We start from the raw sequence: 22,557 nt of genomic DNA, 5'->3' as shown, positions 1-22,557 counted from the left end.
GATGGGCAACAGCGGGAACACGGTCCGGCGCGAGCGCGTCGTCCGCATGTCGGTCGAGCAGCCGCTGTGGCGCGCCCTCATGGGGTACCGGGTCCTGACCATGGTGTACGCGATCGGGCTCTTCGCCTCCGCGTACGAGGTCTACGAGCGGCCCTGGGTCGCCATCGGCTACTACGTGGTCCTGGTCGTCTGGACGCTGGCGACGCTGCCCCAGGTCTCCGGCGCCCGGCGCTGCACCAAGCGCTTCCTGACGGCCGACCTGACCGTCGCCGTCGTCGGCATCCTGCTCTCCCCGGTGGCCGGGCACGACCGCGCCGTCACCGGCGGCTCCACCCTGCCCTCGATCTGGACGGCGGGCGCGGTCCTCGCCTGGGCGCTCAAGGGCGGCTGGCGCTGGGCGGCCTTCGCGTCCGTCTTCATCGGCGTGGCCAACGTGATCCAGCGCGGCGGCCTCAGCCGCAGCACGATCCACAACGTCCTGCTCGTCTGCATCGCCTCGATAGCGATCGGCTACGTCGTCGAGGTGGCCCGCGCCTCCGAGCGCACCCTCGCCCGCGCCCTGGAGATCGAGGCGGCCACCCGCGAGCGCGAGCGCCTCGCCCGCGACATCCACGACAGCGTCCTGCAGGTCCTCGCCATGGTGCAGCGGCGCGGCTCGGCCCTGGGCGGTGAGGCCGCGGAGCTGGGCCGGCTCGCGGGCGAGCAGGAGATCGCGCTGCGCACCCTCGTCGCCGGCGGCCTGACCCCCACGTCACGGGTCTCCGAGGACGCGGCACAGGGCGCCGTCGTACGGGCCCTCGACGACCCCGCCGACATTGAGGACGCCGGGGAGCCCCGCGATCTGCGGCCGCTGCTCGCCGGGCACGCGGGCGCCCGCGTCACGTTCTCCGAGCCGGGCGCCCCCGTCCTGCTGGCGCCCGCCGCCGCACGCGAACTGGCGGCGGCGGTCAGCGCGGCCCTGGACAATGTGCGGCGGCACGCGGGCGAGGACGCGCACGCCTGGATCCTTGTCGAGGACGAGCCCGACGCGGTCGTCGTGACCGTACGGGACGACGGCCCCGGCATCCCGGAGGGCCGGCTCGCGCAGGCCGAGGGCGAGGGGCGGCTCGGCGTCGCCCAGTCGATCCGCGGCCGGCTGCGCGACATCGGCGGCACCGCCGAACTGCTCTCGGTCCCCGGCCAGGGCACCGAGGTCGAGCTGACCGTGCCGAAGCAGCTCGTACCGAAGAAACTCGCACCGAAGAAGAAGTGAACCGGAACGTGGACATCACGGGGGAAGGCAGGACCGCAGCGATGAGCGAAGAGCGGAACCAGGCGGACGGGGCCGCGATCAAGGTCATGGTGGTCGACGACCACCCGATGTGGCGCGACGCCGTCGCCCGCGACCTGGCCGAGTCGGGCTTCGACGTCGTCGCCACCGCGGGCGACGGCGAGCAGGCGGTGCGGCGCGCCCGCGCGGCCGGGCCCGACGTGCTCGTCCTCGACCTGAACCTGCCGGCCAAGCCCGGCGTCCAGGTCTGCAAGGAGCTCGTGGGCGCCGACCCGAAGCTCCGGGTCCTCGTGCTGTCCGCGAGTGGCGAGCACGCGGACGTCCTGGAGGCGGTCAAGTCCGGCGCCACCGGCTATCTGCTCAAGTCGGCGTCCACCGACGAGCTTGTCGACGCCGTGCGCCGCACCGCCGTCGGCGACCCGGTCTTCACGCCGGGCCTCGCGGGCCTCGTCCTCGGCGAGTACCGCCGCCTCGCCTCCGAGCCGGTGTCCGCCGCGGGCGCCGACGAGCCCAAGGCGCCCCAGCTCACCGAGCGCGAGACCGAGGTGCTGCGGCTCGTCGCCAAGGGCCTGAGCTACAAGCAGATCGCCGAGCGCCTCGTCATCTCCCACCGCACGGTCCAGAACCACGTGCAGAACACCCTGGGCAAGCTCCAGCTCCACAACAGGGTCGAGCTCGTGCGCTACGCGATCGAGCGCGGCCTGGACGACGACGCCTGATCCGGGGCAGCCGCCGAGCCGAAGCAGCCCCCCGAACCTAGACTCCAGCCATGGAGATCCTCGCGTTCGGCGTGCAGTCCGACGAAAAGCCCCTCATCGAGAAGGCGTTCGAGGTCCACCAGGAGGATCGCTACGAGGTCCGGTGCCTGGACGTGTTCCTCAACGAGGACACCGCCCCCATCGCCGCCGGCTACGAGATCATCTCCACCAGCGTCAACGCGAACCTGAACAACCACGTCCTGCAGACCCTCGCGGCCGGCGGCACGCAGATGATCGCCCAGCGTTCGACGGGCTTCAATAACATCGACCTGGGCGTCGCCGAACGGCTCGGCCTCACGGTCGCGCGGGTCTCGTCCTACTCGCCGTACTCGGTCGCCGAGTTCGCCTGGACCCTCGCGATGGCCGTCAACCGCCGCATCGTCCGCGCCAGCAACCGCACCCGCGACTTCGACTTCCGGCTCGACGGACTCATGGGCCGCGACCTGCGCGGCCGCACCGTCGGCGTCCTCGGCACCGGCAAGATCGGCGCCGCGTTCACCCGGATCGCCCACGGCTTCGGCATGAACCTGCTGGGCTGGGACGTCGCCGAGAACCCCGAGTGCCTGGAGCTCGGCATGAAGTACGTCGACAAGGAGCGGCTGTTCGCCGAGGCCGACCTGATCAGCCTGCACGTCCCGCTGCTCCCCGCCACCGAGCACATCGTGGACGCGGCCGCGCTGCGCACCATGAAGGACGACGCGATCCTGGTGAACTCCAGCCGCGGCGGCCTGATCGACTCCAAGGCCCTCGTCGCCGAACTGCGCGAGGGCCGCTTCACGGGCGTCGGCCTCGACGTGTACGAGGCCGAGGCGGGCCTGTTCTTCCTCGACAAGTCGCTCGACGTCGTCGAGGACGACACCCTGGCCCGCCTCGTCACGTTCCCGAACGTGCTGGTCACGTCCCACCAGGCGTACTACACGTCGGACGCCGTCGGCCAGATCATCGACACCACGGTGCGCAACGTCCTGGACTACCGGGCCGGCCGCCGCTCCGAGAACGTGCTGGTGCCCGCCAGCACCTGAGCGAGCAGCTCCCGCACGATCCCCGCCCCGCGCAGCGACAGCACCGACTCCGGGTGGAACTGCACGCCCGCGAAGCCCGGACCCCGTACCGCGTGCACCTCACCCGTACGGGTGTCCCGGCTGATCTCCACGCCGTGCGCGGCCAGCTCCTGCGCCGCCTCGTCGTCGCAGCGCGCCACGAAGCTGTTGTAGAAGCCGACCGTCTCGGTCCGCCCGAACAGGTCCACCTCGACCTGGGCGCCCTGGTACGGCACCTCCTTGCGCACGAGGTCCAGGCCCAGTTCCACCGCGAGCAGCTCGTGTCCGAGGCAGACGCCGAGCACGCCGTAGGGGTGGTCGCGGATCACCTCGGCGGCCAGCGACCGCAGGAAACGCATCTTCGGGTCGGACGGGTCGGACGGGTCGCCCGGGCCCGGGCCCAGCACGATCGGCCCCTCGTGCGCGAGGACCGTCTCCCGCAGTCCCTCCTCGTCGTAGCGCCGCACCGTCACGTCGAGCCCCGACGAGCGCAGCACGTGCGCCAGCATCGCGGTGAACGTGTCCTCGGCGTCGATCACCAGCGCGTGCCCGGACAGCTCCCCGGTCCGCTGCTGCATCCGCAGCCAGAACGGTGCGAGGGCCGCGCGGCGCCCGTCGAGCGCCGCCCGCACTCGCGGGTCCTCGGCCAGCGCCGGCCCCGTGCTCTCCGCACGCGGCCGCCCGGGACGTACGCCCAGCGCCGCGAGCACCCCGGCCGCCTTGGCGTGCGTCTCCGCGACCTCGCCCGCCGGGTCCGAGCCGCGCACCAGCGTCGCGCCCACCGGCACCCGCAGCCGCCCGGTCGCGGCGTCGATGTCGGCGGTGCGGATCAGGATGGGGGAGTCGAGCGTCTGCGCCCCGCCCGCGTCCCGCCCGACCAGCGCCAGCGCCCCCGCGTAGTAGCCGCGGCCCCCGGCCTCGTACCGCTCGATGACCCGGCAGGCGTTCTGCACCGGCGAACCGGTGACGGTCGCGGCGAACATCGTCTCCTTGAGGACGTCCCGCACGTCGAGCGTCGACTTCCCGCGCAGCTCGTACTCCGTGTGGGCGAGATGCGCCATCTCCTTCAGGCGCGGGCCGACGACGACGCCGCCCATGTCGCCGACGGTGCACATCATCTTGAGCTCCTCGTCGACGACCATCGACAGCTCCTCGATCTCCTTGCCGTCGGCGAGGAACTCCAGCAGGTCGTCCGGGGTCGGACCGCCGGCCGGATAGCGGTACGTACCGCTGATCGGGTTCATCACGACCGTGCCGCCGGACATCCGCACGTGCACCTCCGGGCTCGCCCCGACCAGCGTCCGGTCCCCGGTGTGCACGACGAACGTCCAGTACGCGCCCCGCTCGCCGTCCAGCAGCCGCCGGAACAGGGCGAGCGCGTCGGCCCGCGAGAACCCGGGGATCTCGCCCTCGTAGGTCCGCCGGATGACGAAGTTCGCGCCCTCGCCCCGCCCGATCTCCTCGCGCAGCACCCGCCCGACGATCTCCGCGTACGTGTCGTCGTCCACGTCGAAGCCGCCGCCGCGCACGTCCACGGCGTGCCGGGGCAGCGTGTCGAGGGCCTCGGCGAGCGGGATCTCGTAGGACTCCTCGGGACGCAGCACGGTCAGCGGCGTGCCGTCGTCGCGGACGTCGAAGCCGCGCTCGCGGATCTGGCGGAACGGGACGAGCGCGAGGCCCTCGGGGATGTCGGCGAGCCGCTCGTAGGTGCCGACCTCGCCGATCAGGACCTCGACCACATCGTGGTCGCGGCCGGGGGTGCGGCGGCGGAGCAGGGCGAAGGGGCGGTCGTCGGTGAGCAGGTCCTGCAGCACGGTGTGTCCTTCCGGAGCGCTTCGAGAGGATCGAGCGGGTCATTCGGGAGGAACAGCCGGTGTCGGTGTCGGAAAACACTGAAGGCCGCCCCTCGGGCGGCCTTCGCGGTTTCGGATACGCGCAGTCAGTGGGCCGCCGGATGTGCGGTCCACCACCAGGTGCGGTTCATGAGCTGCGCGAACATGGTGGTCACCGTATCAGCCGTTCGGACACCCGTCTCAAAGAATGAGCGGCGGGATGGACGAGGGGCCCGAGGACGTAATGTTGTCGAGGTGACCGTGAACGCTAAGACCAGCGCAAGCGCTGGCAACACCTGGCGAGACCTGCCCGCGGCGCAGCAGCCCGAGTACCCGGATGCCGAGGCTCTGCGCGATGTGATCGCCGAGCTCGAGACGTATCCCCCGCTGGTCTTCGCCGGCGAATGTGACCAGCTGCGCGCCCGGATGGGAGCCGTCGCCCGTGGCGAGGCGTTCCTCCTCCAGGGCGGCGACTGCGCCGAGGCCTTCGACGCCGTCAGCGCGGATCACATCCGGGCGAAGCTCAAGACCCTCCTGCAGATGAGCGCCGTCCTCACGTACGCGGCCTCCGTGCCCGTCGTGAAGGTCGGCCGCATCGCCGGCCAGTACTCCAAGCCCCGCTCCAAGGGCACCGAGACCCGTGACGGCGTGACGCTCCCGACCTACCGGGGCGACTCCGTCAACGGCTTCGACTTCACCGAGGCCGCCCGCATCCCGGACCCCGAGCGCCTGAAGCGGATGTACAACGCGTCCGCCTCCACGCTCAACCTGGTGCGCGCCTTCACCACCGGTGGCTACGCCGACCTGCGCCAGGTGCACGCCTGGAACCAGGACTTCGTGAAGTCGTCCCCCTCGGGCCAGCGCTACGAGCAGCTGGCGCGCGAGATCGACAACGCGCTGAACTTCATGCGCGCCTGCGGCACCGACCCGGCCGAGTTCCAGGCGGTCGAGTTCTACTCCTCGCACGAGGCCCTGCTGCTCGACTACGAGTCGGCCCTGACCCGTGTCGACTCGCGTACGGGCAGCCTGTACGACGTGTCCGCGCACATGGTCTGGATCGGTGAGCGCACGCGTCAGCTCGACCACGCGCACATCGAGTTCGCCTCGAAGATCCGCAACCCGATCGGCATCAAGCTCGGCCCGACCACGACGGCCGAGGAGGCGCTGCAGTACATCGAGCGTCTCGACCCGGACCGCGAGCCCGGCCGTCTGACCTTCATCGTCCGCATGGGCGCCGACAAGGTCCGCGACAAGCTCCCGGAGCTGGTCGAGAAGGTCACCGCGTCCGGCGCGACCGTCGCCTGGATCACCGACCCGATGCACGGCAACACGTACGAGGCGGCCTCGGGCCACAAGACCCGCCGCTTCGACGACGTGCTCGACGAGGTCAAGGGCTTCTTCGAGGTCCACAAGGAGCTCGGTACCCACCCGGGCGGCATCCACGTCGAGCTCACCGGTGACGACGTCACCGAGTGCGTGGGCGGCGGCGACGAGATCTTCGTCGACGACCTGCACCAGCGCTACGAGACGGCCTGCGACCCGCGCCTCAACCGCAGCCAGTCGCTGGACCTGGCGTTCCTGGTGGCGGAGATGTACCGGGACCAGTGAGGATTCGCTCGCGCTAAGTGGGGGGGGGGGGGGGGGGGGGGGGGGGGGGGGGGGCGCGGGGCGCGCCGGGCGGGGGGGGGGGGGGGGGGGGGGGGGGTGTGGTGGGGGGGGGGGGGGGGGGCGGGGCGCGCCCCCCCCCGCCCGCCCCCACCCCCCCCCCCCGCCCCCCCCCCCCCCCCCCCCCCCCCCCCCCCCCCCCCCCCCCCCCCCCCACTTTTGCGTTCCGGGCGGCCCGGGTAAGGTTAGGTATGCCTCACCGAGTCATCGGGGCGGCACCACGACGAGTCCCGACCGGGAGGTGAACCCGCGTGTACGTCTGCAACTGTTTCGGAGTCACCGAGGCGCAGGTCAAGAAGCACGCGGAGGACGGTGCCTGCACCCCCCGCCAGATAGCGTCGGCCTGCAAGGCCGGCACCGACTGCGGCTCCTGCGTGCGCCGCATCCAGGCGCTGCTCGGCCGGGGCGCGTGCCCCCGCCCCGAGCTCGTCGACCGGGGCGAGGCGGCCGTGGCCCTCGCGTCGGGCGTCGGGCTCCCTGAAGCCGCCTGAACCGGCTTACCGGTTCAGCTGCCCCGTTCAGCTCTCCGGCTGCTCGATGAGCTGCGCGATGTACAGCGCCTCACCCAGCTTGTCCACCAGCTCCAGCTGCGTGTCCAGATAGTCGATGTGGTGCTCCTCGTCCTCGAGGATCGACTCGAAGATGTTCGCGGACGTGATGTCGCCCTTTGCGCGCATCACCTCGATGCCCCGCTTGAGGCGGTCGATGGCCTCGACCTCGATCTGCCGGTCGGCCTGGAACATCTCGATCACCGACTGGCCGACCCGTACGTGGAACAGCCGCTGGTAGTTGGGCAGCCCGTCCAGGAACAGGATCCGGTCGGTCAGCACCTCCGCGTGCTTCATCTCGTCGATCGACTCGGACCGCGTGAACTTCGCGAGCTTCGTCCACCCGAAGTTCTCCTGCATCTTGGCGTGCAGGAAGTACTGGTTGATGGCCGTGAGCTCGGCCGTCAGCTGTTCGTTGAGGAATTCGATGACCTCGGGGTCGCCCTGCATCGCAGAGGCTCCTTCCAAGAGGGTGACCGGACAGGTCCGCGCATCCTCGCACCGCCGCCCAGAAGCGTCCAGTAAGTGCACGCTTAGTACGAGTTGCCCGAATCGATGATCGACTGCGGGCCGGTCGGGGCCCGCATGGTCATGGCCACTGCCCGGGGTCTGTCAGGATGGAGGCATGGGTCATCCGGTGGGTAGCGAGTCTGGGGGAGCCGTGCAACCGGAGCTTCCGCCGGGGCAGCGGCTGCAGCGCGGCTGGCCCGTCACGCATTACGGGCCGGTGCCCAAGTTCCGCCCCGAGCGCTGGGAGTTCAGGGTCTTCGGGACCACCGTCGACGGTGAGAAGCGCTGCTGGAACCACGAGGAGTTCTCGGCCCTCCCGTACACGACCGTCGTCGGCGACCTGCACTGCGTCACGAAGTTCAGCATGCTCGGCGCCGAATGGGGCGGCGTGCTCGCCTCCACGATCCTGGAGCTCGCGCCGCCGGATCCCGGTGTCACGCATGTGATGGTCTGGGCCGAGTACGGATTCAGTTCGAATCTGCGGCTGGCCGACTTCGCCGCCGACCGCACCATCTTCGCCACGCACAAGGACGGCGAACTGCTCACCGCCGAGCACGGGTTCCCGCTGCGCCTCGTCGTCCCGCACCTCTACGCGTGGAAGGGCCCGAAGTGGGTCCGCGGCATCGAGTACATGACGGCGGACCGGCGCGGCTTCTGGGAGGAGCGCGGGTACCACAACGTGGGGGATCCGTGGCGCGAGCAGCGCTACTCCTACCAGGAAGTCCCCGGCGAAGGCCCCGAGCTCTAGCCCTGTCCCGCCGGTCCTGTGTGCTGGTCCGGCGCGCGCCGTCAGTGGTGGTACTGGTGCACCACGGCGTGGCCCTTGCCCCGGCCGATCATCCACCGGTTCACCGGCGTCGTCACCACGAAGGCCAGCGCGAGCGAGGCCGCGAGGGCGACCCAGAACAGGGCGTCCGACAGCTGGGCGTCCATCGCGTTCGGCCACAGCGCGATCACGCCGTTGTCGATCAGCTCCATGACCGCGATCGACAGGGTGTCGGCGGCGAGGGCGACCCGGAACGCGGACCTGAGGTCCAGGCCGGCCTTGAGGACGCCGCGCAGGGTCAGGGAGTAGCCGAAGAAGAACGCCAGCACGATCGCCAGGATCATCGTCGGCACATTGCCCCAGCCGAGCGCCGTGCCGATCACCATGCCGAGGACCTCGCCGATCGCGCAGCCGGTGAGGCAGTGCAGCGTCGCCTGCGCGGCCGTCGCCCAGCCGGCCTTGCCATGCCCGTGCTCGTGCTCGTGCTCGTGCTCGTGCTCGTGAGCGTGCCCGTGTTCGTGCTCATGTTCGTGCGCAGAGCCGTGGTGGCCGTGCTCGTGGTCGTGGCCGGTGTGCGCCTCGTGGTCCATGTCGTCCCCCAGAAGTCGGTGGCGGTTCCCGTCGGCCGTGCCGTCCTGTCGCCGACAGGAACCGTATGCCCCCTCGGGGTATGCCTCAACAGGTTTTGTGATCTTCGCCGGAGGGAGTCTTCCGGAGCTCCTTCAGGCGGGCCACGTCGGCCGCGTGGCCCTCTTTGCCGCCCGGTGTCTCGATGATCAGCGGGACGTTCGCGGTCGCCGGATGCGCCATCAGGGCCCGGAAGGGATCGGCGCCGATGTGGCCCGAGCCGATGTTCTCGTGGCGGTCCTTGTGGGCGCCGACGACGTCCTTGGAGTCGTTGGCGTGGATCAGCTTGAGGCGGCCCTCGCCGACCGTCTCCACCAGCAGGTCGAGGGTCTGCCGCATGCCCGCGGGGCCCGTCAGGTCGTGGCCCGCGGCGAAGATGTGGCAGGTGTCCAGGCAGACGCCCAGCTTCGGATGCCGGTCCAGGGCGTCGAAGTACGGCCCGAAGTCCCAGGTCCGCGAGCAGAGCGAGGAGCCCTGGCCCGCGGTCGACTCCAGAAGCAGGAACGGGTCGTCGTCGTGGGTCAGCTCGTCGAGCAGCGGCAGCATCCGCTCGCGCACCTGGGCGAGGGCCGTCTCGCGCGGCCGGCCGCCGGTCGCGGACCCGGTGTGCACCACCACGCCGAGCGCGCCGATGGCCCGCGCCCGGCGCAGCGAGTGCCGCAGCGAGTCGACGGACCGGTCGACAGTGGCCTCGGTGTGCGAGCCGAAGTTGATCAGGTACGGCGCGTGGACGTACGCCGGGACGCCGTCCTCGGCGCACCGCTCCCGGAACGCCTCGTCCTGCTTCGGGTTCCCGGGCGGGGTGGCCCAGCCGCGCGGATTGGCGACGAAGACCTGGACGGTCTCGGCGCCGAGCTCACGGGCGTAGGACAGGCCTATGGAGGCGAGGCCCCCGGCCACCGGCACATGGCCGCCGATCGGATTGCGGATGCTGCTGTTCACCGGGCCAGGGTGTCATGCGCGCCCGGACCGTCCGCGTCCGCTCCCGGGAGACGGGAGCGGACGCGGAACGCGCCGGTCAGCGGATGGTGATCGTGATCTCGGAGCCTTTGGGCGCCGTGTCCCCGCCCTCGACCGACTGGCTCTTCACCGTGTCGCCGAAGAGACCGAGGATGCCGCGGTCCTCGTCGACCTGGAAGCCGGCGCCCTCCAGCTTGTCGTGCGCCTCGTCGACCTTCAGGCCCGTGACGTCCGGGACCTCGATCATGGGCGGGCCCTTGGAGATCGTCAGGGTCACCGTGTCGCCCTCGGCCAGCCGCCCGTGCTCCGGGGACTGCGCGGCCACGGAACCCTTGTCGACCTCCGACTCGACCCGCTGCGGCTCGATCTTCGCCTTGAGCCCGAGCTCCTCCAGCGCGGCGACCGCGTCCTGCTCCGACTGCCCCGTGACGTCCGGGACGTCGACGGGCGAGCCCTTGGAGACGACGAGGGCCACCGCGGTGCCGGAGTCGCGCGTGAGGCCCGCCGCCGGGTCCGTGCTGATCACGGAGCCCTTCGGGATCTCCTCGCTGAACTGCTCGGTGACCATGCCCGGCGACAGACCCCGGTGCTTCAGGTCGCTCTTCGCCGTCGGGAGCGAGGTCCCCTTCAGGTCGGGCACCTTCACGGTCTTCGGCCCCTTCGACACGGTCAGCGTCACCGTGCCGTCGTCCCGGATCTGCGCACCGGACCCCGGGTCCGTCGCCATGACCGTGCCGCGCTCGTACGTGCCGCTGTACGCGTACCGGGTCGTGCCCGCCCGGAGACCGGCCGCGTCGAGCCGCTTCTCGGCCTGCGCCTCCGTCTTGGTGAGCAGCGCCGGGACCTTCGTGAACTGGCCCGAGTTGATGTACCAGACGCCCGCGCCGACGCCGAGCACCAGCAGGACCGCCGCGACGACCGCGAGCAGACCGCGGCGCGGGGCCCGGCCGCCGCCCGTGCCGCGGGGCGCGGGCGGAGCGGCGGGCGGCGGGGTCTCCAGCCGGCTCGTGCGGTGCAGGGCGTCCTGGTCCGGCTCGGCCGGCAGCGACATCTGCACCCCGGCGGTGCGCACCGCGCGCGGGATCACGCTCGTACGGTCGTCCGCGCCCGTGTGGTCCGTCTCGCGCGCCTGCGGCGGCACCGCGTCGAGCTCGGCGTCGGACAGCGTCGCCCGCGCCTCCCGCGTCTGCGACAGCAGTGCCACGGCGTCCGGCGGCCGTACCTCGGGGTTGCGGGCCGTGGCCCACGCCACCAGCTCGTCCAGCGCGTACGGCAGGCCCGGGACGGCGGCCGAGGGCGGCGGCACGTCCTCGTTCAGGTGCTTGTAGAGGATCTGGGCCGGGGTGTCGCCCGAGTGCGGCTTGCCGCCGGTCAGCATCTCGTAGAACACGACACCGCACGCGTACACGTCCACGCTCGGCGTCGCCGTGCCGTCCTCGATCTGCTCCGGCGCCAGGTACGAGACCGTGCCGAGCACCGCGCCCGTCGTGTTCGTCACCGTGTCCACCGCGCGGACCAGGCCGAAGTCCGCCACCTTGACCCGGCCGTCGTCCCCTATCAGGACGTTCTCCGGCTTCATGTCGCGGTGCACGAACCCCGCGCGGTGCGCCGCCCCGAGCGCCGCGAGCACCGGCTCCAGGATGTCGAGCGCGGCCCGCGGACGCAGCGCCCCGCGCTCGCGCAGCACGTCACGCAGCGTGCACCCCGCGATGTACTCCATCGCCAGGTACACGTACGCGCCGTCGGTGCCCTGGTCGTACACACCCACCACGTTCGGGTGCGAGAGGCGGGCGACGGACTTGGCCTCGCGGATGAACCGGTCGACGAACGAGACGTCGGCCGCCAGCGAGGGGTGCATCACCTTGAGCGCGAGCACGCGGTCGAGGCGGGTGTCCACGGCCCGGTAGACCGTGGCCATCCCGCCGACCGCGATCCGTGCGTCGACGCGGTACCGGCCGTCGAGCACCTGCCCGAGCAGCGGGTCCTGAAGGGTCGTGTCCACGCAGGCGAGTGTACGAGGAGTGACCGACAGGGCCCGCCCGCCCGGGAGGTACTGCAGCAGACCTGTGACCCTGTGCGACCCGCTCAGAAGGCCGGGCGCTCCGGGTCCAGGCGGGCCATCCCGTCCGTCGGCGAGGACGCCTCGGCGAAGTGGCGCCTGGGAATGCGGCCCGCGCGGCGGGCGAGGCGGCCCGCCTCCACCGCGTGCCGCATGCCCTCGGCCATCAGCACCGGCTCCTGCGCGCGGGTCACCGCGGAGGCGAGCATCACACCGGCGCAGCCCAGCTCCATGGCGAGTGCCACGTCGGAGGCCGTGCCCGCGCCCGCGTCCAGGATCACCGGCACGCGCGCGTGCTCGACGATCAGCTGGAAGTTGTGCGGGTTGCGGATGCCGAGCCCGGAGCCGATCGGCGAACCGAGCGGCATCACGGCCGCGCATCCCACGTCCTCCAGCTTGCGCGCCAGCACCGGGTCGTCGTTCGTGTACGGGAGCACGGTGAAACCGTCGTCCACCAGCGTCTCGGCCGCGTCGAGCAGCTCGATCGGGTCGGGCAGCAGGGTGCGCTCGTCTGCGATCACCTCGAGCTTGACCAGGTCCGTGCCGAGCGCCTCGCGCGCGAGGCGGGCCGTCAGGACGGCCTCGCCCGCGGTGAAACAGCCCGCCGTGTTGGGCAGCACCTGGATGCCGAGCTTCTCCAGGACGGAGAGGACCGAGCCGTGCACCGAGGCGTCCACGCGGCGCATCGCCACCGTGGTCAGTTCGGTCCCGGAGGCGACCAGGGAGCGCTCCAGGATGTCGAGGCTCGGGGCGCCGCCCGTGCCCATGATGAGACGCGAGGAGAGCGTCGTGCCGCCGAGGACCAGTGCGTCGTCCGCCATGTCGGTCAGCCTCCCTGGACCGCGGTGAGGACCTCGACCCGGTCGCCCTCGGAGAGCGCGGTCGCGGCCCACTGGGTGCGCGGGACGACGGTCTCGTTGAGGGCGGCGGCGACGCCGGAGGGGGCGGCGGTCAGCGTGGCCACCAGTTCGTCGAGCTTGGTCGCGGCGGCCACGGTGCGCGGCTCGCCGTTCACGGACACGTTCATGCGGGCTGCTCCGAGAGGGCCGGGAAAGAGGTGCTGAAGCGGTGGGGGGTGAACGGGCGGGCCTCGTCCGGGAGTTCACCGGTGGCCAGGGCGTGCGCCATGACGTCGCCGGTGACCGGGGTCAGCAGCACGCCGTTGCGGTAGTGGCCGGTGGCGAGGAGGAGGCCGGGCAGGGCCGTCGGGCCGAGGATCGGCGCGTTGTCCGGAGAGCCGGGGCGCAGGCCCGCGCGCGTCTCCGTCAGCGGCAGTTCGGTGATGCCGGGGACGAGTTCGTGCGCGTCGCGCAGCAGCTCGTAGACACCGCCGGCGGTGACCGTGGTGTCCCAGCCGAGCTCCTCGGTGGTGGCGCCGACGACCAGCTCGCCGTTGACACGCGGCACCAAATACACGTTGCCGCCGCGCACGACCGCGCGGACCGTGCGGCTCAGGAACGGCGCGTACGCCTTCGGCACGCTGAGGCGCAGCACCTGGCCCTTGACCGGGCGCACCGGAGGCAGCAGGGCCTCGGGGACGCCCGCGAGCCGCCCGCTGTGGCTGCCGGCGGCCAGTACGACCTGCTCCGCGGCGAGCTCGCCGCCGTCGGCGAGGACGACGCCGCGCGCCCGGTCCCGTACGACGGAGAGCCGTTCGGCCCACGTCCGGTGCAGGGTGACGCCGGCGCGCTCGCAGGCCGTCACAAGGGCGCCCGCGAGCCTTCTCGGGTCGATCTGGTGGTCGCCGTCGACCCGCAGGCCGCCGCGCACGCCCGGCGCGAGCATCGGCTCCAGGCGGCGGCACTCACGGCCCGACAGCCACTCGGACTCCAGGCCCGAGCGCAGCTGCAACGCGTGCAGTTCCCGCAGGTGCGAGCGGTCGTCGGCGTCGAGCGCGACGGCCAGCGTGCCGCACGCGCGGTAGCCGAGATCGTGGCCCGTGGCCTCGGACAGCTCGGCCGCGAAGTCCGGATAGCGGCGCGCGGACTCGACGTTCAGGGCGAGCAACGTCTCCTCGCCGTAGTGCAGTTCGGTGACGGCGGCCAGCATCCCGGCCGCGACCTGGGCGGCGCCGCCGCCCGGCTCGGGGTCCACGACCGCGACGGACAGACCGCGCTGCGCGGCCCTCCACGCGGTCACCAGACCGATGATGCCGCCACCGACGACCACGACGTCGGTGGCGGACCCGCTGACAGATGGCGTACGCGACATGGGCGTCCAGCCCCTCCCTTCGCCGGCATGACCCGGATCAGGTTCGTACGGTCGGAGGCCGCTCCAGCCTCCCTCTCAGCCCGCTGCGTACGGGCTCCCGCGAGTGCTTTACGTTGGCCACCCTAGCCGTTCGGTATGCCACCAAGTAAGGGAGCCCAGCCCGTGGCCCGATCCCTCGAAGGTCTCTTCCTCGCCCCCGTGACCGACCAGGCCCCAGGTCAGGTGGGCACCCGGACCCGCTTCGCCTACAGGGAGGAGGAGGGCCGGATCTGGGCCTCCTACGAAGGCGGCGACATCGTGCGCGGCCACCTCGTGGGCACCCGCGCGGGCGACCGGCTCGACTTCCGCTACGTCCAGCTGAAGACCGACGGGACGACGTCCTCGGGGCACTGCGTCTCCACCGTCTCCGAGCGGCCCGATGGCCGGGTCCGGCTCGACGAGACCTGGGAGTGGGAGTCGCAGGAGGGCAGCGGCACGAGCGTCGTCGAGGAGATCGCCGCGCCTGCCGCGCGGGACTGATCGCGGAGTGATCGCGGGGGTCGACACGGGGATGATCGCGGGGCTTGATCGCTAAACCGGTGACACGTGTGCAGGACGTCACGGAACGCGAGTGGCCCGGGCCGCTGACCCGCGCCCGCACGGGTGCCTAAGGTGACCTTGTGAGCGATCAGGAGAGCGGGAACGAGACGCCCCCGGGCGACCGGCACGTCGTCGTGGTCGGCGCGGGCATGGCCGGCGTGCAGACGGCGGTGGCGCTGCGCGAGCAGGGCTTCACCGGGGCGGTCACGCTGATCGGCGCGGAACCCCACCAGCCCTACGACCGGCCGCCGCTCTCCAAGGCCGTCCTGCTCGGCAAGGCCGAGGGCTCCGCCTTCGACGTCGACTTCGAGGCCCTCGGCGTCACCCTCCAGCTGGGCCGCGAGGTCACCGGACTGCGCCCCGCCGACCACGAGCTCGACACCGTGACGGGCCCCGTCCCGTACGACGTCCTGGTCGTCGCGACGGGTGCCGAACCGATCCGCCTCCCGGGCGCCGACGGTGTCCCCGGTGTCCACCTGCTGCGCACCCTCGACGACGCCGAGCGGCTGCGGCCCGTCCTCGTCGAGCAGCACGACGTGGTCGTCGTCGGAGCCGGCTGGATCGGCGCCGAGTTCGCCACCGCCGCGCGCGACGCGGGCTGCCGGGTCACCGTCGTGGAGGCCGCCGAGCGCCCGCTGGCCGGTGCGCTGCCCGCGGAGGTCGCCGCCCCGATGGCCGCCTGGTACGCGGACGCCGGCGCAGAACTGCGCACCCACGCGCGCGTGGAACGCGTCGAGCCCGGGGTCGTGGTCCTCGACGACGGGACGCGGCTGCCCGCGGGGGCCGTCGTCGTCGGCATCGGCGCCCGCCCCGCCACCGCCTGGCTCGACGGCTCCGGCCTCGCCCTGGGCGAGCACCACGAGGTCGTCGCCGACGAGGGGCTGCGCACCTCCGTGCCCGACGTGTACGCGGTCGGCGACTGTTCCTCGTTCCCGTCCGCCCGTTACGGACAGCGCCTGATGGTCCACCACTGGGACAACGCGCTGCAGGGCCCCCGCACCGTCGCGGCCAACATCATCGGCACCACCCCGGCCGCCTACGACCCGGTGCCCTACTTCTGGTCCGAGCAGTTCGGCCGCTTCGTCCAGTACGCGGGCCACCACGACGCCGCCGACACCACCGTGTGGCGCGGCGACCCGGCCGGCGCCGCCTGGTCGGTGTGCTGGCTGCGCGAGGGCGCCCTGGTCGCCGTCCTGGCCGTGGGCAAGCCCCGCGACCTCGCCCAGGGCCGCAAACTCATCGAGGCGGGCACCGTGCTCGACCCGGCGCTGCTCGCCGACCCGGCCCGTCCGCTGAAGTCCGCCGCGGCCTGAACGCCTGGTCGGGTGGGCCTCGGGTGGGCCCGGCTTCCGACTGTCGGTCCGGGATGGCAGGCTTGTCCTGTGACCGAGATTGACGCAAAGATCGATGCTCTCGTCCCCGACTGGCTCACCCTCCCCGACATCGCCGAACAGGCGGGCGTCGAGGTGACGCGTGTGCGGCAGTGGGTGAAGGAGGGTCAGCTCATCGCCGTACGCCGCGGTGAGAACAGGGCGCTTCACGTGCCCGCCGCCTTCATCGACGGCGACAAGATCGTCAAGGGCCTGACCGGGACCCTGACGCTCCTGAGGGACGACGGCTTCTCCGACGAAGAGATGCTGGAGTGGCTCTTCACCCCCGACGCGACCCTGCCGGGCACGCCCGCGCAGGCCCTGAGCGAGAATCGCGGCACGGAGGTGAAGCGCCGCGCCCAGGCGCTCGCCGTCTGAACCTGACAACCGAGCGGTGTGCGCGGTCCCCCGCAGGGGCCGCGCACACCGGTGCCCATCGACGGGGGATTTCCCATGGCCGACCCGAAGCGTGACCTGCTCGCCGACGCACGGCTCTACCTGTGCACCGACGCCCGCAGGCGTCAGGGCGACCTGCCGGAGTTCCTGGACGCCGTGCTGGCCGGCGGCGTCGACATCGTGCAGCTGCGCGACAAGGGCATGGAGGCCGGCGAGGAGCTGGAGCACCTCGCGGTGTTCGCCGAGGCCGCCCGCCGCCACGGCAAGCTCTTCGCGGTGAATGACCGGGCGGACGTCGCCCACTCGAGCGCCTCCGACGTGCTGCACCTGGGCCAGGGCGACCTGCCCGTGCCCGCCGCCCGCGCGATCATCGGCGACGACGTGCTCATCGGCCGCTCCACCCACTCCGACGCGGAGGCCGACGCCGCCGCCGTCGAGGAGGGCGTCGACTACTTCTGCACCGGCCCCTGCTGGCCGACCCCCACCAAGCCCGGCCGGTACGCACCCGGCCTCGACCTGGTGCGCCACACCGCCGGACTCGGCACCGACCGCCCCTGGTTCGCCATCGGCGGCATCGACCTGACGAACCTGGACGAGGTCCTCGACGCGGGCGCCCGCCGGGTCGTCGTCGTGCGCGCCATCACCGAGGCCGACGATCCGGGCGCCGCGGCCGCCGAGTTCGCCAAGCGCCTTCGGTCCCTCTGACCGGTCGCCGACCGACCCGTCGACCAGCGGGAAAGGCGCCCCTGTCCGGAACCTGTCCGTAGGCTGGACAGGGATTTGGGACAGTCGTCCTGCGTCAGTAACCTGCCCGTATGGCCCTAGGCACCGCTTCCACCAGGACTGATCGCGCCCGCACCGTGCGCGGCATGCTCACGCCCGGCAAGGCGACGTACTCGTTCGAGTTCTCCGCGCCGAAGACCCCCAAGGGCGAGCGCAACCTGTGGAACGCGCTGCGCCGCGTCGAGGCCGTCGCCCCCGACTTCGTGTCCGTCACGTACGGGGCGGGCGGCTCCACGCGGGCCGGCACCGTCAAGGAGACCCAGCAGATCGTCGCCGACACGACGCTCACGCCGGTCGCCCACATCACCGCCGTCGAGCACTCGGTCGCCGAGCTGCGCAACATCATCGGGCAGTACGCCGACGCCGGGATCCGGAACATGCTGGCGGTGCGCGGCGACCCGCCGGGCGACCCGATGGGGGAGTGGATCGCCCACCCCGAGGGCCTCACGTACGCGGCCGAACTGGTCGAGCTGATCAAGGAGTCGGGGGACTTCTGCGTCGGCGTGGCCGCGTTCCCGGCGATGCACCCGCGCTCCGCGGACTGGGACTCCGACGTGCGGCACTTCGTCGACAAGTGCCGCGCGGGCGCCGACTACGCGATCACCCAGATGTTCTTCTACCCCGAGGAGTACCTGAGACTCCGGGACAAGGTCGCCGCCGCCGGCTGCGACACCCCGATCATCCCGGAGTGCATGCCGGTCACCAGCGTCCGCATGCTCGAGCGGCTGCCCAAGCTCAGCAACGCGGACTTCCCCCCGGCTCTGAAAGAGCGGATCCTCACAGCCAAAGACGATCCGGCCGCTGTACGCTCCATTGGCATCGAGTTCGCGACGGAGTTCTGCGCGAAGCTGCTTGACGAAGGCGTGCCGGGTCTGCACTTCATTACGCTCAACAACTCCACTGCGACGTTGGAAATCTACGAGAATCTGGGCCTGCACGACCAGCGGGCCTGATCGGCCGTACCCGCGGGGGCCTCGGCCGTACGAGAGGGGCGTACATGGGCTGGGCGGTCCTCTATGCGGCGTTCGGACTGGTGGCGCTGTGGCTCCTCGGTGAGGTGCTGCTGCAGAACAAGGCACGGCTGCGCTGGCGCCTGCTCGCGTTCGTCGGCTTCCTCGGTGTGGTCCTCGGCGTCCTGATGCCCTCGGTGATCGTCATCGGGATCGGCGCCATCGCCTTCGCGATCGGCCAGACGTACGTCACGCTGTCCTTCCGCCGCGGCTTCGAGGCCGGCTGGTCCCTCAAGGCCGGCGGCTCCGACGACGAGGAGGAGAGCGCGGGCGCGCCCAGGCGCCGCCGGAAGAAGGAGCCGGTCCACCAGGAGCCGACCCTCGAGGTCTCCGACCTGGAGTACGGGCAGGACACGCACGACGCGTGGGGCCCCGCCGCCCCCGAGTCCCCGGCCGAGTCCACCGCGGTCTACGCCCCCGAGCCGATGCCCGACGACACGGGCCAGTACGGCGTCTACAGCGACTCCGCGTACGCCGGGGCCGCCGCCGGCCCGGCCGCCCAGGACCCGCAGGGCTACGGCTACGACGCCAACGCCAACGCCTTCGGCTACGACCAGCAGCAGAACTACGGCTACGACACCGGCGCCCAGCAGCAGCCCTACGCCGCGCCCTACTCGGACCCGTACATCGGCGGACAGACCTACCCGGAGCAGCCCCAGTACGGCGACCCGTACGCGACCGGCGGCGGGCAGCAGCAGTACAGCGACCCGTACGCGACGGCCGCGGGCTACGGCTCGGACACCCCGCCCGGTGGCGTCTGGGTCCCGCAGCAGCGCAGCGGTGACGAGCAGCAGCAGAACTACGGCGGGGAGCTGCCGCCCGAGCAGCCGTACCCGGCCTACCCACAGCACGACCCGAACAACACGGGCTACGACACCGGGTACAACGAGCAGCAGTACCGGTACTGAGCCGGATCCGCAGCTTCAGAAGCAGTTGCAGCCGCCGGGCCCTTGCCCGGCGGCTGTCGCGTTCACCGGTCCGTCGCGTTCACCGGTCTGTCGCGTTTCACTGGGAGCCCTGGAATCCAGGGCCCTCCACGATCAGTCCCGCCACCAGCGCGCCCGACATGCCCGCGTGCGGCAGCCCGCCCCCGGGATGCGCCCAGCCGCCCACCGTGAACAGGCCCGGCACCTCCGTCCCGTTCGCCGCGTGCAGCAGGCTCCCGGACGCCGCCGCGAGCGCGGGCGCGGGCACGGCGCCGCCCACCGCGCCCGTCGTCTCCGCGACGTCCTGCGGGGTGCGGGCCTCCTGCCACAGCAGCCGCTCGCCGAGACCGGGCACCGCGCGCCCGGCCGCCGCGACGACCGAGGCCACGAGATCCTCGCCCACGCGCGCGCCGTTCGGCACCGTCGCCGTGACCGTGACCGCCTCGTGCCCCGCGGGGGCCTGCCCGGCGTCCCCGGTGCGCAGCACCGCGATCGTCGGTCTCCCAGGGCGCGGCGCGCCGTCGAACAGCCAGGCCGCCTCCGCCGCCCGGTCCGTGCCGTGCACCACCGTGCGGTGCGGGATGTCCTCGGGGCGGTCCCCGCGCAGCGCCAGATGCACCGTCAGCCGGCTCGGCGCCGCCGCCTCCGGCCGCGCGGGCACCGCGCCGCGCGGCGCACGGCCCGGCAGCAGCCGCTCCAGCACACCCGGCGCGACCCCGGCCACCACGAACTCGGCGTCCTCCACCGATCCGTCGGCCAGCTCCACACCCGCCGCGCGCCCGTCCTTCACGACGATCCGCCGCACCTGTGCGCCGAAGCGGAACTCGACCTTGCGACGCTCACAGCGCGCGTGCACCGCGTCCGCGAGCGCCCGCATGCCGCCCGTGACGGCCCAGGTGCCGAAGGTCTGCTCCATGTACGGCAGCACGGCCGCGCTCGCCGGAGCCGTGCGCGGATCGAGGCCGTACGCCAGCGCGTACTGCTCCAGGAGCGCCACCAGACGCGGCTCGCCGGCCAGCTCGAGCGCGCCGATCTCCGCCAGCGTCGTCGCCGCGCGGTCCTTGCGCAGCAGCCGCTTGTGCACCACCGCCGGGTACGGCTCGCGCTCGGCCAGCACCTCCCAGTTCGGCCACAGCGGCTCTTCGAGCAGGGGGCGCCGCGAGCGGTCCCAGGCCTCCCGCGCCCGGTTCATGAACGCCGACCAGCGGGCGCCCGCGCCCGCTCCCACAGCCGCGTCGAGCGCCTCCGCGACGCCCGCCCGCCGTGCGTTCGGCAGGTCCGTCGTCGTGCCGTCCGCGAAGACGTGCCGCACGGCGGGCTCGATCTGCGTCAGACCGACCGCGTCCTCCAGCGGCTCCTTGCCGGTCTTCACGAACAGGTCCCGGTACACGGCCGGCAGCAGGAGCAGGCCCGGGCCCGTGTCGAACGCGAACCCGTCACGCTCGAACCGGCCCAGCGCGCCGCCGTACGTCGCCGCGCGCTCGAACACCACCGGTCGGTGGCCCGCGACGGCCAGCCGAGCGGCGGCCGCCATGGCGCCCATGCCCGCGCCGATCACCGCAATTCGTGCCATGCCAGCGACTTTATCCGCCGGCACCGACAACGCCGCCGCGAGGTCAGGGCGGTGGCACCGCGCGGGCCAGCCGCCGCTCCTCGCGCCGCTGCGCCCGCCGGCGCAGGAACCGGCGGATGCGCCGCACCAGCAGGAACAGCAGGATCAGCCCGAGCACCAGGAGCACCGCCGCGATGATCGCCGCCGCCTCCGGATGGAACATCGCGAACGTGACGATCCCGCCGACGCCGAGGTCCTCGGCGGTGCTCAGGACGAAGTTCGACATCGGCTCCGGCGAGGTGTTCACCGCCATGCGCGTGCCGGCCTTCACCGTGTGGCTGGCCAGCGCCGTGGACCCGCCGATCGCACCCGCCGCGAGATCCGACAGCGAACCGCTCTGCCCGGCGAGCAGCGCCCCGACGACCGCGCCCGACACCGGCCGGATCACGGTGTGCACCGTGTCCCACACCGAGTCCACGTACGGGATCTTGTCGGCGACGGCCTCGCACAGGAAGAGCACCCCGGCCGCGATCAGGACGTCGGGCCGCTGCAGCGACTCGGGCACGTCGTCGCTCAGCCCGGTCGCGCCGAAGACACCGAGCAGCAGGATCACCGCGTACGCGTTGATGCCACTCGCCCAGCCGCTGGTGAAGACCAGGGGGAGTACGGACACGGGGGAGAGCGTAACCAGTAGGGCACTCGGTGTGCCTGGGGACGATCACGCGCGTCTGAGTATCCGTACCTAGACGCGGAGATGAGTAGGTACGCGGATGGGCCCGACCTGCGATGACGAGAGAGTGGAGACCACGGAGAAGGACGCGGCTCCCGCACCGCCGACACGGGGCGGCGGAACGGAGGCAGCGTCCTTGGCCGCTCCTCTCACCCGAACGGGTGGGAGCGAGGCACGGGGGACCCGGGGGAGACCGCACGGGGTTCAACGGGGGAACAACGGGGGACGCGCCGGTCCGGTGAGGCCTGAGGAAGACCACAGGCCGTGCCGGACCGGCGCTTCACGTTCCGGCCGGGTCCTCGCGGGCCGCGCGCCTCAGGACTTCCCGGACAGCGGCTGACCGCCGCCCACACGGCCCTGCAGCAGCAGCGACAGCGCGGCGTGCACGTCGTCGAGGGAACGCTCCGGCTGGAACGCCTGCCAGTCCAGAGCCGCCACCAGGACCATGCCCACCAGGGCGGCCGCCGTGAGCGGCACGTCGATCTCGTCGCTCAGCTCGCCGCCCTCCACGGCGCCGCGCAGCACGCCCTCCACCACGGCCACCGCCTCCTGGCGGACCACGGCGAGCGTGGACTGCCAGGCGCGGTTCGTGCGCCACAGCTCCGCCACGTAGAGCTGCGTGAACGCCGGGTACTGGTCGATGAAGACGAGACCCGCCCGGATCATCGCGTCCAGCGCGTCCACCTTGCTGCCGCCGCGCTCGTCCGTCCTGCGGGCCGCGTCCCTCAGCGAGGCCGTCAGCAGCCCGACACCGTGCCGCAGCAGCTCCTCGAAGAGCACCGACTTGCTGGCGAAGTTGTAGTAGACCGTGCCCTTCGCGACGCCGGCGCGCTCCGCGATCTCGTCGACCGTCGTCGCGGAGAAGCCCTGCTCCGCGATGAGCGTGACAGCGGCCTCGTAGAGCTTCTGCCGGGTGGCCTGGCGCCGTGTGCTGCTTTCCATGCCCCCGATTCTCACAGGTGCCC

At 72.4% G+C, this 22,557-nt stretch carries 23 protein-coding genes and 1 riboswitch; of the genes, 12 read left to right on the top strand and 11 right to left on the bottom strand.

What is annotated here, in order from left to right; translation table 11 throughout:
• Window position 1: 1 nt before the first annotated feature.
• From macS to ACIBTU_RS16515, 3 genes are read left to right on the top strand one after another with little or no spacing between them, the layout of a single operon-like run.
• A complete protein-coding gene (macS, locus tag ACIBTU_RS16525) occupies window positions 2–1,252 on the top strand; it encodes a MacS family sensor histidine kinase (protein WP_399126859.1) in 1,251 nt (416 codons plus the stop codon).
• A 41-nt stretch (window positions 1,253–1,293) separates the two neighbouring features.
• Entirely contained in the window at window positions 1,294–1,989 is a 696-nt protein-coding gene (locus ACIBTU_RS16520; protein ID WP_399126857.1) for a response regulator, read from the top strand.
• Between the two features lie 50 nt (window positions 1,990–2,039).
• Window positions 2,040–3,050, top strand: a complete 1,011-nt coding sequence (locus ACIBTU_RS16515; RefSeq protein ID WP_399126856.1) for a 2-hydroxyacid dehydrogenase — start codon at window positions 2,040–2,042, stop codon at window positions 3,048–3,050.
• Here ACIBTU_RS16515 and ACIBTU_RS16510 read toward each other — a convergent pair.
• On the bottom strand, window positions 2,999–4,882 hold the full coding sequence (locus tag ACIBTU_RS16510; RefSeq protein WP_399126854.1) for an anthranilate synthase family protein: 1,884 nt from the start codon (window positions 4,880–4,882) through the stop codon (window positions 2,999–3,001). The two genes, ACIBTU_RS16515 and ACIBTU_RS16510, sit on opposite strands and share 52 nt — an antisense overlap.
• A gap of 273 nt (window positions 4,883–5,155) precedes the next feature.
• Here ACIBTU_RS16510 and ACIBTU_RS16505 point away from each other — a divergent pair, with 273 nt between their 5' ends.
• Window positions 5,156–6,508 (top strand): class II 3-deoxy-7-phosphoheptulonate synthase, encoded by a 1,353-nt coding sequence (locus ACIBTU_RS16505; protein WP_399126853.1) that lies wholly within the window; start codon window positions 5,156–5,158, stop codon window positions 6,506–6,508.
• 308 nt (window positions 6,509–6,816) lie between these two features.
• A complete protein-coding gene (locus ACIBTU_RS16500; protein ID WP_399126852.1) occupies window positions 6,817–7,056 on the top strand; it encodes a bacterioferritin-associated ferredoxin in 240 nt (79 codons plus the stop codon).
• Between the two features lie 27 nt (window positions 7,057–7,083).
• Here ACIBTU_RS16500 and bfr read toward each other — a convergent pair whose 3' ends face one another.
• Window positions 7,084–7,563, bottom strand: a complete 480-nt coding sequence (bfr, locus tag ACIBTU_RS16495; protein WP_399126851.1) for a bacterioferritin — start codon at window positions 7,561–7,563, stop codon at window positions 7,084–7,086.
• A gap of 175 nt (window positions 7,564–7,738) precedes the next feature.
• Between bfr and ACIBTU_RS16490 the strand changes: the two genes are divergently transcribed.
• Window positions 7,739–8,371, top strand: coding sequence for a sulfite oxidase-like oxidoreductase (locus ACIBTU_RS16490; RefSeq protein WP_399126850.1), 633 nt, complete (start codon window positions 7,739–7,741; stop codon window positions 8,369–8,371).
• Window positions 8,372–8,412: 41 nt separating this feature from the next.
• On the opposite strand, the gene ACIBTU_RS16485 is transcribed toward ACIBTU_RS16490, so the two are convergent.
• The 6 genes from ACIBTU_RS16485 to thiO form a co-directional block, all read right to left on the bottom strand.
• On the bottom strand, window positions 8,413–8,979 hold the full coding sequence (locus ACIBTU_RS16485) for a DUF4396 domain-containing protein (RefSeq protein WP_399126848.1): 567 nt from the start codon (window positions 8,977–8,979) through the stop codon (window positions 8,413–8,415).
• A gap of 85 nt (window positions 8,980–9,064) precedes the next feature.
• The gene (locus tag ACIBTU_RS16480) at window positions 9,065–9,958 is read right to left on the bottom strand and encodes a deoxyribonuclease IV (RefSeq protein ID WP_399126847.1); all 894 of its coding nucleotides are present in this window, start codon (window positions 9,956–9,958) and stop codon (window positions 9,065–9,067) included.
• Between the two features lie 76 nt (window positions 9,959–10,034).
• A complete protein-coding gene (gene pknB / locus ACIBTU_RS16475) occupies window positions 10,035–11,978 on the bottom strand; it encodes a Stk1 family PASTA domain-containing Ser/Thr kinase (protein WP_399126846.1) in 1,944 nt (647 codons plus the stop codon).
• Between the two features lie 83 nt (window positions 11,979–12,061).
• Complete coding sequence (locus tag ACIBTU_RS16470; RefSeq protein WP_399126845.1) at window positions 12,062–12,856, bottom strand: thiazole synthase; 795 nt, start codon at window positions 12,854–12,856, stop codon at window positions 12,062–12,064.
• A gap of 5 nt (window positions 12,857–12,861) precedes the next feature.
• Window positions 12,862–13,062 (bottom strand): sulfur carrier protein ThiS, encoded by a 201-nt coding sequence (gene thiS, locus ACIBTU_RS16465; RefSeq protein ID WP_399126844.1) that lies wholly within the window; start codon window positions 13,060–13,062, stop codon window positions 12,862–12,864.
• Window positions 13,059–14,246, bottom strand: coding sequence for a glycine oxidase ThiO (gene thiO / locus ACIBTU_RS16460; RefSeq protein ID WP_399126843.1), 1,188 nt, complete (start codon window positions 14,244–14,246; stop codon window positions 13,059–13,061). The genes thiS and thiO overlap by 4 nt, the downstream gene beginning before the upstream one ends.
• Window positions 14,244–14,357, bottom strand: a riboswitch (TPP riboswitch). It overlaps the preceding gene by 3 nt.
• Window positions 14,358–14,408: 51 nt before the next feature.
• Between thiO and ACIBTU_RS16455 the strand changes: the two genes are divergently transcribed.
• The 6 genes from ACIBTU_RS16455 to ACIBTU_RS16430 all read left to right on the top strand — a co-directional run bounded on the left by ACIBTU_RS16455 (window position 14,409) and on the right by ACIBTU_RS16430 (window position 19,292).
• Window positions 14,409–14,765, top strand: coding sequence for a hypothetical protein (locus tag ACIBTU_RS16455; RefSeq protein WP_399126841.1), 357 nt, complete (start codon window positions 14,409–14,411; stop codon window positions 14,763–14,765).
• Between the two features lie 209 nt (window positions 14,766–14,974).
• Window positions 14,975–16,138, top strand: coding sequence for an NAD(P)/FAD-dependent oxidoreductase (locus tag ACIBTU_RS16450; RefSeq protein WP_399127016.1), 1,164 nt, complete (start codon window positions 14,975–14,977; stop codon window positions 16,136–16,138).
• A 69-nt stretch (window positions 16,139–16,207) separates the two neighbouring features.
• Window positions 16,208–16,573 carry an Rv2175c family DNA-binding protein gene (locus ACIBTU_RS16445; protein ID WP_161304574.1) on the top strand — a complete coding sequence of 122 codons (366 nt, stop codon included), beginning with the start codon at window positions 16,208–16,210 and terminating at the stop codon, window positions 16,571–16,573.
• A gap of 75 nt (window positions 16,574–16,648) precedes the next feature.
• Entirely contained in the window at window positions 16,649–17,296 is a 648-nt protein-coding gene (gene thiE / locus ACIBTU_RS16440; protein WP_399126838.1) for a thiamine phosphate synthase, read from the top strand.
• A 110-nt stretch (window positions 17,297–17,406) separates the two neighbouring features.
• Complete coding sequence (gene metF / locus ACIBTU_RS16435) at window positions 17,407–18,327, top strand: methylenetetrahydrofolate reductase [NAD(P)H] (protein WP_399126836.1); 921 nt, start codon at window positions 17,407–17,409, stop codon at window positions 18,325–18,327.
• A 44-nt stretch (window positions 18,328–18,371) separates the two neighbouring features.
• Window positions 18,372–19,292, top strand: coding sequence for a hypothetical protein (locus tag ACIBTU_RS16430; protein ID WP_399126835.1), 921 nt, complete (start codon window positions 18,372–18,374; stop codon window positions 19,290–19,292).
• A gap of 97 nt (window positions 19,293–19,389) precedes the next feature.
• Here ACIBTU_RS16430 and ACIBTU_RS16425 read toward each other — a convergent pair whose 3' ends face one another.
• The 3 genes from ACIBTU_RS16425 to ACIBTU_RS16415 all read right to left on the bottom strand — a co-directional run bounded on the left by ACIBTU_RS16425 (window position 19,390) and on the right by ACIBTU_RS16415 (window position 22,534).
• On the bottom strand, window positions 19,390–20,883 hold the full coding sequence (locus ACIBTU_RS16425; protein ID WP_399126833.1) for a phytoene desaturase family protein: 1,494 nt from the start codon (window positions 20,881–20,883) through the stop codon (window positions 19,390–19,392).
• A 43-nt stretch (window positions 20,884–20,926) separates the two neighbouring features.
• Entirely contained in the window at window positions 20,927–21,535 is a 609-nt protein-coding gene (locus ACIBTU_RS16420) for a DUF4126 domain-containing protein (protein ID WP_399126831.1), read from the bottom strand.
• Between the two features lie 372 nt (window positions 21,536–21,907).
• Window positions 21,908–22,534 (bottom strand): TetR/AcrR family transcriptional regulator, encoded by a 627-nt coding sequence (locus ACIBTU_RS16415; RefSeq protein ID WP_399126830.1) that lies wholly within the window; start codon window positions 22,532–22,534, stop codon window positions 21,908–21,910.
• Window positions 22,535–22,557 lie beyond the last annotated feature (23 nt).

Source organism: Streptomyces sp. NPDC050145 (assembly GCF_044460245.1).
GTDB lineage: Bacteria > Actinomycetota > Actinomycetes > Streptomycetales > Streptomycetaceae > Streptomyces.
The sequence above is the reverse complement of the archived record's forward strand: the minus strand, read 5'-3'. Positions and strand labels throughout refer to the sequence as shown.